Origin of the sequence: Amphibacillus marinus (genome assembly GCF_900110345.1) — a bacterium.
Taxonomy (GTDB): domain Bacteria; phylum Bacillota; class Bacilli; order Bacillales; family Amphibacillaceae; genus Amphibacillus_D; species Amphibacillus_D marinus.
This window is the reverse complement of record NZ_FODJ01000004.1, coordinates 230,369-241,272: the sequence shown is the minus strand read 5'-3', so window position 1 is coordinate 241,272 and position 10,904 is coordinate 230,369. Positions and strand designations below refer to the sequence as shown.

The 10,904-nt window shown below is 40.7% G+C and carries 10 protein-coding genes; 2 read left to right on the top strand and 8 right to left on the bottom strand.

Translation table 11 applies throughout. From position 1 onward, the window contains the following. Positions 1-41: 41 nt before the first annotated feature. Positions 42-590 (bottom strand): 3-dehydroquinate synthase II domain-containing protein, encoded by a 549-nt coding sequence (locus tag BM000_RS08145; protein ID WP_091496707.1) that lies wholly within the window; start codon positions 588-590, stop codon positions 42-44. Positions 591-684: 94 nt separating this feature from the next. On the opposite strand from BM000_RS08145, the gene BM000_RS17090 reads away from it, so the two are divergent. Both BM000_RS17090 and BM000_RS08140 read left to right on the top strand, forming a co-directional pair. Then, entirely contained in the window at positions 685-819 is a 135-nt protein-coding gene (locus BM000_RS17090) for a hypothetical protein (protein ID WP_281245873.1), read from the top strand. 107 nt (positions 820-926) lie between these two features. Further along, the gene (locus BM000_RS08140; RefSeq protein WP_091496705.1) at positions 927-1,544 is read left to right on the top strand and encodes a YesL family protein; all 618 of its coding nucleotides are present in this window, start codon (positions 927-929) and stop codon (positions 1,542-1,544) included. Between the two features lie 113 nt (positions 1,545-1,657). Here the strand turns inward: BM000_RS08140 and BM000_RS08135 are convergent, their stop codons facing one another. The 7 genes from BM000_RS08135 to BM000_RS08105 are packed head-to-tail and all read right to left on the bottom strand — an operon-like array spanning position 1,658 to position 10,901. Next, positions 1,658-3,256 (bottom strand): glycoside hydrolase family 9 protein, encoded by a 1,599-nt coding sequence (locus BM000_RS08135; protein WP_091496703.1) that lies wholly within the window; start codon positions 3,254-3,256, stop codon positions 1,658-1,660. Further along, positions 3,249-4,238, bottom strand: a complete 990-nt coding sequence (locus tag BM000_RS08130; RefSeq protein ID WP_177178252.1) for a glycoside hydrolase family 113 — start codon at positions 4,236-4,238, stop codon at positions 3,249-3,251. Before BM000_RS08130 ends, BM000_RS08135 begins: the two co-directional genes overlap by 8 nt. Before the next feature lie 33 nt (positions 4,239-4,271). Further along, the gene (locus BM000_RS08125; protein WP_245751610.1) at positions 4,272-5,294 is read right to left on the bottom strand and encodes a carbohydrate ABC transporter permease; all 1,023 of its coding nucleotides are present in this window, start codon (positions 5,292-5,294) and stop codon (positions 4,272-4,274) included. A gap of 19 nt (positions 5,295-5,313) precedes the next feature. Continuing rightward, positions 5,314-6,219 (bottom strand): carbohydrate ABC transporter permease, encoded by a 906-nt coding sequence (locus BM000_RS08120; protein WP_091496701.1) that lies wholly within the window; start codon positions 6,217-6,219, stop codon positions 5,314-5,316. Further along, entirely contained in the window at positions 6,219-8,816 is a 2,598-nt protein-coding gene (locus BM000_RS08115; RefSeq protein WP_091496699.1) for a DUF5696 domain-containing protein, read from the bottom strand. The genes BM000_RS08120 and BM000_RS08115 overlap by 1 nt, the downstream gene beginning before the upstream one ends. 14 nt (positions 8,817-8,830) lie before the next feature. Beyond that, entirely contained in the window at positions 8,831-9,451 is a 621-nt protein-coding gene (locus BM000_RS08110) for a Yip1 family protein (protein ID WP_091496697.1), read from the bottom strand. Continuing rightward, positions 9,432-10,901, bottom strand: coding sequence for an NHL repeat-containing protein (locus tag BM000_RS08105; protein ID WP_091496694.1), 1,470 nt, complete (start codon positions 10,899-10,901; stop codon positions 9,432-9,434). Before BM000_RS08105 ends, BM000_RS08110 begins: the two co-directional genes overlap by 20 nt. Positions 10,902-10,904: the final 3 nt, after the last annotated feature.

The following is a 10,904-nucleotide window of genomic DNA, read 5'->3' as shown; positions in this document are numbered from 1 at the left end:
CGCCTCTCTTTATCCGTAATTATTGACTTTTATCCACGAGCCTACAATTCCGTAATTTCCTCATCAATTTTCTCACCAAGATGTCTACCAGGTTGATCTGGGTAGCAGCTTAAGGTATCACCGACCTTTAATTCAAGTACTGATTTAGCTACACCGTTGCTAGCTAGCAAGTGAACGCTATCGGCTTCCTGCACGGTAACAGAGATTTGCTGACCTGAATGACTAACTTGACAGACAATTCTTAGTAACTTCCGTTTCTCCTGTTTAACACGACCAATTGGTACCAATCGACTTTGACCGTCCTGCCAGACTGGGATTTTTATACCTGGGACGAGTTCAGCTAAGTAGCCTGTCTTATCCTCTTCTAACAATACATAATGGTGAATTGCACCAGCATTAACACGAAATGGTCTGGGCGGATAAGTATCCGTAACCCGATTTTCTGCTAGCGCAACTAAATAGCCACTGCCGGTATTGCCTATACAAATACCTTCAGTTGGGGCAAGTTGATCAACAAAATCTAAACATACCCTAGTCCCCGTACCAATTGCTGTTATTTCAATGACATGGGCTTGATGAAATTTTTCCATTAATTACTGCTCCTTATTTAAAAATTAAGCCTTTGCTAATTAACTCTTATCATATAAAATAAATGATAGCTTGACAAATTAGGAGGAAAGACTGATGCGGAAAGGGTTAATTATTTTATTTCTGCTCTTAGTAATTGCATTTGGATTAATTGGCTATTTAAAAGAAGAATCTAATCAAAACCTTCACATAGAGACACATGTTGAAGACATAATTATTGACTACTTCTAACCTATTAAGGCTATTTCTCCAATTGGAGAAATAGCCTTTTACTTGTGCTTCTAGCTAGCATTATTGTGCTATAATAAGAAGATACATGTAGATAAGGAGCACTGCTTATGCGATTCATAAATTCAAAGTTTTATGCAATCATTGAGTTCATTTCAAATCTTTTTTTACTTAACTTACTTTGGCTTATTGCATCACTGCCCTTAGTAACGTTATTCCCAGCAACAGCGGCGATGCATAGTGTCATTAGAGGTTGGCTAATGGGGCAAAACAAACACTTGGCCAAGGAATTTGTAAGCGCTTTTAAAAGTAATTTAAAGCAAAGTTTTATTCTTTCACTTTTATTTATTAGTTTTATCACTATTTTTATCCTTAATTTAGCTATTATCGAAGAGCTTAGTCCAAATTTAAGTGTCCTTGTGCTCGGCATGATGATGACGCTAGCTATTATTGTTGGCTTTGTGTTAGTGTTTGCTTTTCCACTGATGGTTCACTACACGTTTACCATAAAGCAACTATTAAAACACGCACTTCTTTATGCATTCATGTATTTACCTACTACTATTCTCTCGCTAACGCTTATTATTTTTGCCATGATCGCCTGCCTGTTATTACCGGTTGCCATTATCTTCATACCTGCACTAGCATCGTTCTGTTCCATAAAGCTCTGCTTTCGTTGTGTACGAATGACTGAGCGACGACTAGCCACAAAAGAAACAACGCCTTAACAGGAATAATAAGCCCCTTAAAAATACATGATATTTGGTCGTTTATGCATAACACGAGTTAGGGGTTCATCGATTAGATGAACCCCTATAGTAAGTAAGATCAAGACATTACTCTATGAAAAAAATGATAATACCAGCACAACAGGTGAGTTCCAATAGATAGTCACTTCATTGGTAGCATAGCTTGCTTCATGATCAATAAAACACGCCTGCGGTGGCTTTCCCGCTAGCTGCCGACGAGATACTTCATCTTGTAACTGCTGATTAGGTCCCCCAGAAACCAAGCCCGGAACCGGATCACTACCAGCGGGTAGGGCTGCTGACGGGCGATAATGCTGCTGGCTAACAGACTGCGCACCAATGCCAGAGACATAGCTCAAATTATGCATATTTCGCCCTAGCAAATAATGAACATGTTCTAAGGCCTGTTCTCGATAGCACTGTTCGCCAGTCAAGTGATAGGCTATTAAGAGATGCGTAGCAGCATTCATGAGCGTCATATTGCTACCCCAATGATAATCTGCTACTTCTAGCGAAACACGATAACCAGTGGTTGCTGCCACTTTTAACAAACGCTGGGCTTCGTTAAGCCATCCCGCCCTTAACAGTTGCCCTAATGCATCCTCTGTTGGGACAGCTTGATTTAGCAAGTAACTAATTGTGCCATAACCACCCATATTTGCCCAGCCAAGGGCATAGTGGTCAAATTTATGATCAGACTGCACTTTAAAGGCAGCAACATACTGCCCGTCGCCAGTGGCACGATAAAGCTCACCTGCTGCCCAATAGCGTTCATCCCGATCACAATTATCACCGTATTCACCAGTTAGAACATCATTGGGGTTCACAAACAAGATCGGCTCGGGATGTTTCATCAAAAAAGCCCACGCTTGCTTTGCTGCCGTTAAGTAATTCTTAGCTGAATCGGGCTGATAATTTAGCAAAATACGATAAGCCTGAGCCATGATTGCAGTAAAAGCCGCCGTCGCTGTCGTTGAGATTGGGAGCACATACAACGGCTCAACATCATCCTCGGGCATAATCATGGCGGGAAAGGCTAGGGTTGTAACCTTGTGATAAACACCACCGCTGCCTTTGTTTTGCATTTTCAACAACCAGTTAAGCTCATATTGACATTCGTGCAAGAGATCAGGCATAACACCATCTGTCTCAGGAATTGGTGTAGTCGCTTGAAAAGTGGCTGGCTTTAATTCAAAAGCAAGCAGTAAATCTGCCAACGCCTTTGCCGCAGCAACTGTATATTTACCATAGTCGCCCGCATCATGCCAGCCACCTTGACACTTGATTTGCTGTTTTGATTCATAGTCAATGGCTACCTGTGTATGGCAAGCCTTGTGCACCCACTGTGTTTCGGCATAAGGCGGCGATAATGCCATTCCACACCGTAAATAATAGAAAGCCTTTAACACACTTAAATGGACCGCTTGATAAGGAAACCTAGTAATTTGAAAGGGCGCAGATTGACTAGTCCCTTGTTTTATATAATAGCTGCCTTCAGTGGTTAGGCTAGAAAAATCGCCATGAAAAACCAACTCACCGCTTGCTTGATCTTTAATTGGCTGCTTAGGCTTACCTTCAAATACAACCGTTCCACTTTGGTCACAACATATATAAAAAGGATTCTGCCCATCTGTCAGGACAGCAACCTTTGGCGCATCACTTGGATAGCCAATTTGATTAACTTTAACCATTGCTAGCCCTTTCTCCAGCTGCGCTTTTCTTTTTTTCGTACCATACTTTCAACACCTGCTCCGCTTGCTTCCCATGAATATTAAAGCCGCGATCATCTTGGGCAAGATTGGTTAAATCCGTCCCCCAATCCCACCAGAAAAAACCGCAGAACCATGGTTGATCCCAAAAGACTTCTAAAGCCGATTGGTAAAAATTCGCTTGCTCAAGTTCATCAAAGGGGAGATCGTCGTGCTCGAAATCCCACGGCATGGTAGCACAGCCGCTCGCACTGCGACAGCCAATCTCCATAAACAGAATCGGTTTGGCGAATCGCTCATGCCAAGCCTTCATTCGTGCTTTAACCGGCTGCCAATTGCTAATCATTTCGTTTACAGATGTACGAGGCTTATTAGCGACTGGATAATAAGCACTTGTTCCCAGAATATCAATTTGATCCAGCCACGTTATTGCTAACTCTTTACCATGATTTGCGTTATACGTTAACAAGCCCTTGTATACCGAACGAATCGCATTAATGACCTGATACCATTCTGTTGCTTTGTGCTCTGTCCCAACCATTTCACACCCAATACAGAATAATTCACAATTAAAGCGCTCAGCAATTTCAGCATAGTGGACGAGAAAAGCAGTATATTCAGAAAACCAAGCTGCCCACATTTGCTGAGCTTCATCAGGAAACCCAATGCGTGCCCGCCACAGTTGATCTCGACAATTGACAACTGGTTTTAAACAAATCTTCAAATTAAGCTTACGCGCATTATTTAGCGCTGTTTCAATATCATAGTCTGTCACCGTCTCACCATAACGAAACGATATTTCTTTTTTTTTTAATGTTTCTTGGCGCACCGAGAAGGCGAGCGCAATCCACTCTGCTCCTGTTTGTTTCAGCTTTTTCATTGATTCAAATGAAGCATCCGTTAAATAATCGCCTTTACGTCCGCTCCAACCATAGGTAAAACCTTTGATGAATAACGCTTTCAATCTGTACCACTCCTTGTCATCATGTAATACGCACTACCCTACGATACCGGTACGTTCAACACTCTCAACAAAGTGGCGCTGAACAAACAGATACAATACAATTAGTGGTAATATGGCTAATAAAATACTGGTATTGACAAGCATCGAGACATAGAATGGATCAACCGCTCCGACGCCACCACCCGAAGTTGTTGATAATCGATGCGCTATCGTTGCCCCTACTGTTTGAAGCTGTGTTGACATTACTGACGCATTATCGAGAAACATCGTCGTATAATAAACATCATTCCACTGCCAAACGAAGGAAAACAACATAACTGTAATAATGGCCGGAATCGCATTTGGTAGCATAATCTGAAAAAACGTTTTAAAGACACCCGCACCATCCACGAAAGCAGCTTCTTCAATTTCCTTCGGGAAGCTTTTGAAAAACTGTCTAAAGATAAAAATGAATAATCCAGCTTTTAAACCCATGCCTGTTGCTGAAGAAATGACAAACGGCCAGTAACTGCCAATTAAGTTTAGCCCACCTTCATTAAATAGACCTATCAAACCGAATAAATCAAAATTACGATAATTAATATAAGTTGGCACCATAATCGTTTGTGGCGGCACAAGAATGGTCAGGATAACCAAGGAAAATAACACGTTTTTCCCTTTAAAAGTAAACCGTGCAAATCCATACCCTACTAGCGAGCATGTAATTACCGTCAGAACCATTGTCATTGCTGACAGCAAGAAAGAATGCCATGTGACTTTTGCGTAATTCATCGTGCTGATGACATATTCAAAATTTTCAAGTGTAACGTTTCTTGGAATGAGCATAACTGTTGGATCATACAAATCAACACGATGCGTAAATGCAATAGATACTTTTAACAGAATTGGATATAGAATAACGTAGGATAGACCAATGATTAAAACAGCTCGAACGATTGTCCATACACTGCTTTTCACCTTCTCAAGTGTTAAGTAACGCTGCTGGAATCGTTCCCATCTCTGCACTTCTTGCCCTTCTTTTTTCGAATTTATGACCTTTCCCGTCATTAATGACATGTTGATCACCTCTTTCTCCTCACTGGTAAAATACTTTTCTATTAATGCTATAGGTCGTAATGAGCAAAATTAAGGCAATAATAATAAAGTAGATCCAAGACATAGCTGCACTTAAGCCAAAATCAAATTGTCGGAAGGCAGTTTCTTGAATTAATGTCGTCATATCATTGCTGGTAAAGGCATCAATAACCGTATAAATGACATTTGTTAAAATTAAGGGACTAATCATTGGAAACGTGATCTTCCAAAATGCCTCATATCCAGTTGCACCCTCAATTTTGGCAGCTTCATAGAGTTGTGGCGCAATTGCTTGTAGACCAGCTAAAAAAATAATAATTTGCACGCCAGCAGCACTAACAATTTCATAGATTCGATCAACCGATCCCGTGAGATATGTGACAAATAATTCATTCATGCCCGATTGAATGAGCAGGCGCTCAAGTTCAAAGCTTCTTAGCATTGAACCTGCTCCTGTTGCCGGATCATTACCGCCACCCATTATCGCACTTTGGAGAAAATCACCACTTTCAATTGAAGCAATGACACCGGATGCAAGAATAACAGGTAAGAAGAAGATAACCCGCGCGATCATTCTCCCTTTAAATTGCTGGTTTAATAACTGGGCCACGAACAGACTAAAAATAACCACCAACGGAACATTTAAGAGCATGTTCAGTACCGCTTCTGTCAAGGTTCGATTATAATCAACATGCTCCATTAATGCATTACGATAATTAGCCATCCCTTTGAAATCAAGTTGAAGTCCGGTTGGTGATAAACTGAGCTCACTAAAGCTATAGAACATGGATTGAATAAGTGGCACAGCAAACAATAAGGTAAAACCTAGCAGCCACGGGGCAATAAAAACCCATGCCCACCGACCTCTTCGTTCCTCTAAAGTTGGTTTACGCTTGCTAACGATCATTATCGATCCCCCCTAACCACGTGAAAGCTTAGTGCATCAACTGTCATACCTTCAACATCAACTGGCCAATCATTGTAATTAACAATGACGGCAAGCTGGTCTGCATAGGTTGTTTTCACCACTTGTTCAGCTAGCACTTGGTGATCAGTTATTGGTGACGCACTTACCTCGCTTAACACGTCGTTAAGCTCATGATACAAAGCAACTGCATCATCTAACCAGAGCTGATATTGAGCAGAAAATAAATAATCAAACTCGGTATCCTTTACAGTGGCGCCATCTTGGTAAAACCAAGAAAAATATGGGCTTGCCCCCGTTTCAAGCAACTGTAGCAGTTGCTCATCAAGCTGTTGATTCACCGCTAAATTAAGTGGTGTACCTGCATAATTGGCATAGCCCCGAATCACCATTTGATAAAATGGGACACTTTGATCAGTAATATTAAAGCCACTACTTGTTAATGGTGCCTCAAGGATCACATTTGTATATGGAAGTGCAAATGCATTTCCGCCAATCGTTAACAAAGATGGGACCTCTTCAGCAATTTGCTGATACTGTTCTATAATTGTCTGCTTAGCTTGCTCACGATTAATAACTTGCTTCTCTCTAAAATCAGAATTAACATAATTACCTAAGTCTCTAAGGGACAGCCCTGTCTGTTGAAACTGATCATATGCTTGTAAAAACGCATGAACATGATCCGGCAGTTGCCGCGGTGATAGCACATAATAAGGTGTTTGATTTTCACGATCTCGGCGTGAGCTCGCCATGTTAAATGGATAAACCTCGGCAATTCTTCGTGTAATAAAACGAGATGCCGCTTGTGATGGTCGAAAACCAAGTGAGTTTTGATGAACATTTAGTAAAGCTACATCAGGATAGAAGTTAACCTGATTATCTTGGAGAAATTGACCAAAATCAGTAAAGCCCGCTCTACCCCCAATTGGCCGATCGACTTGAATCCTATTTGGCCTCTTATGGTCAATGCCACCGTTAAACCAGCCGCTGTAACGGACCGTTAAGTCTGTAATGTCATAATCGAGTAAAGCCTGTACAATCTGCTCCGCTTCTTCGAAAGTCGTTAACGGCTGGAGCGACCGATAGGGTACGCCTAAAAACGTTTCTCTTTTCCAAATTGCCCCAGATAAATCGAGATAAAAAGGTACCGTCTGGGTTGTTGCTATCGGCTCAAGCTGATAACGATTAATTAAGTAATCCTGATAAAGCTTAGCCATCCCAACATAGCTTGCCGAGTCATTGACAGCAAACCGATAGCGCAAAGCCATTGCTTGGTCATACGTTCCACCTTGGAAAATTGAAACCGTACTAGAGCGATCACCACCAGACAGTGTTAATTGACCAGATTCCTTAATAGTAAACACACTATAAACGTTATTATATTCATTTAATCGATAGGCAACATCGGCGTAAACAGAAGCAATGGCGTCACCAGATTCAATTATGGCTAAAAAAGCATGATCATCCTGTTTCATACCAAACACCGGCAGCCGTGCAGTCTCGGTAATAGCACCTTCAGTTCGGTTAAAAACAGCTTCATCCTCACCATAGATAGGTATCCGAAACGGCTGGTAGTTTGTTTTTTGGTTATTTAAATCAATGAGTGCCCCTGAGCCATCTGGAACAAACATGTAACCCTCATGTCTTGCATTAGCAGCACCAAAAAACGGTAACAGATGAATCATTGCCAGTGGATTCTGCTCACTGTATTCAAGCTCCCTTCCATCAATTTCAACCAGAAGATCGGCACCATCAAGCTTGATTACTAGTGGAATAACAAAAAAAGTATGCTCTGATTCTTCAAGTTCTTCTTCATATTGTTCCCGATCATAAGCTAAATCCGCCTCAGTATAACCAGCTGCTGCTAGCGTTTGCAGGGATCGCTCTAAAATAACAACTGAAAACGAAGCATCACGTCTTTCATAGCTATCCTCTTCTTCAATAAAGCGAAAACGACTTTTAAAATCTTCTCGTGCCCTTTCGTCCTCAATGTTATCAAGGATGATGGTTTCAAATCGTTCTCGACTCATGTACTTTGGTATTTGCTCAATTCCTTTAGATGCTTCGCCAAAGGTAAATGTTATTTTCACACCATCTTCAATTAAATCAATGTCTACTTGCTCTTTAAGAACACTATCTTGATAGCTATTCATTCGCGTCGTCTGTCCGACTAAATTGTAATAATCTAGATAGAGTAATGCATTTAACAATTGGGCATTTTCACCTTGAGCAATTCGGTCATTTACGCGATCGTTAGGATTGGAATACCAAACATAATCAGTCTTTTTTTCCTGCACGGCAAAGGTTGCTGTTTCCCGATCAATATATAGTGCTAACTGTCCATTATCAGCAACTTGCTCCAGATCTGAAATAACAATTGGGTCTTGTAAATCATACTCCCGATCATCCAAGTCTAGCTCAGTTGGATCAATAACTTCTTCACTAAAATCCAGCTCAGCATTTGGATCAAATGCATCTCCTCCCCCTCCCACTGCATGCAGTGAAATAGGAAACAAAAGAGTGGAGGTGAACAAGCAGATATAACTTAATTGGCTTAAGAGCTTAATTGACCGATCCATAATCTCCCTCCATTCTATAGTCGATACACTATTTCCCGATAGATTGTTTCAATAAATGCATACATTTGTTGGATTAAGCTGAAGAACAACAAGCCTAAGAAAATAATGATGCCCATCACGATAAGTGTTAAGCAAAAAGTCCCAACCGTTTTCGCCACCGTATATTGATGAACAGTCATAATACCGACAAATAATAATCCCAAGAACCAAATGAGTGCAGTACCCTCTAAAAAATAATACAAAGGTACCTCTTCCCTCGTAATAAATTGACTAATAATAATTGTTGCACTATTTACCATGACCATTGGGACTAACGCGTAAGCAGTTACCATGACGATCTCTTTAAACTTACCCTCACCCTCCATTAGCGTCGTAATTGACCAATTCGAAATCGCAAAGAGGAAGAATGGAAATACAATGAAGATAAGTTCATCAATACTATTCAACTGATTAGGATTGTTGAAATTAACAATAAAACCACTATACTGCCTTTTTAAAATAACAATAATGGTTAGTATCGCCAGAATAGCCAAACCTAGCTTCGTCCGGCCCTTCTCTTCATATTTCAAATCCCAAAACCCTTTAAACGGACGAACACACACATAAAACGGATATTTAAACAGCTCGTTTCGCAATCTGCTTCACCTTCTTTCGCCGACGCTTAACTATTTTAAAACCGAAATAGCTAGCAGGAACAAGCAGCACTAAACCCATCATTAATCCAAAATGTTCTCTTAACACTTCTTGGCGATAACGCTTATATGCCTTGGAGTAGTAAAACCGATTGTGGCCATTATCAAAATAAGTCATTGCCGCTTTATTTTCCCCCTCCATTAAGAGCGCTTTACCGATGCCAATATACGCGATTTCATAATTAGCATTTAGACGCAGCACATCCTGCCAATATTGGGCAGATAGATCATCGTCCCCTAAGTTATAGTGCATGACAGCTTGATTAACAAGATAACCAAATTGCGTTGGATCAAAGACAGTTAAACGGCTATAGCCTTTGTCTAAGACTAAGAGCTTGTCAGCCAGATAATCAATGGCAACCGGGGTCCGAAATGTGCCTTCTTGATTACCAATCCCACCGAAAATATAGAGTAAATTGCCATCCTCGTCATAAGAAAAAATACGTCCGCGCTTACCATCTAACGCACTGTACATACCATAATCATTTACAGTAATATCAACAAAGAAAGAACCGCCTGATTGATCGCCAATATGAGCAAATTCCAAATCGCCAACTAGCGGATGATAGCCTTCTCTTCGGATGACATCTTCTCCAGTTGGATTTAACCGTTGAATTGGTGTATTTGAATTCAACTCAGAATTTGTCGTATAAATAAAGCCACTTTGATCTAAAGCTAAATTATTAAACTCAATTGGAATAAATAATGCCATTCTCGATCTCTGTTCACGTGTTGCAATAACGCGCCATAAGTAATCAATTGGATTAAAGGTAACACGATTGGCCCCAGTAAAACCGGTAAACACACCATCAGAATCAAATTCTATAAGGCCATCAAAAACACCTCGACCAATTGCGTAAATTCTACCCGCTTTATCGACAGCTACTTTAGTTGGATAAAATTCAAAGCCAGCCCGAATCACATCGGCATCAGGGCGAGTAATTTCGCGAATGAATTCAGCATCTGCCGTTAGTTCAACAATCCGCTGATTATTTGTATCTGCAACAAAGATATGATTATTCTCAGTTACGAAAATACCCTGGGGTTGACTAAACGTATCGGTAACGCCGGCATTTGCAAACTGGTCAATTTCCCTAATGAACTCGAAGTGTTCATTAAGAATAACAATGCGATCATTGCCTGAATCAAGAATATAAATAAAGCCATTATCGGTTACAAAAATATCCTCTGGTGCACGTAATAAGCCATACTCAGTGTCACGACCATCAATTATTTGGTTCGGCTGATAGGGGATTGCTGCCGGAACTGCCTGCTCCCAATAAGAATAGTTGTAACCGTGATAAGGAACGGAAGCACTGACAGATAAGATATCCGGAGGTATCCAAAGACAGATAACAACAACAGCAAAGATGAGCTTTTTCAGGATATGCATCAA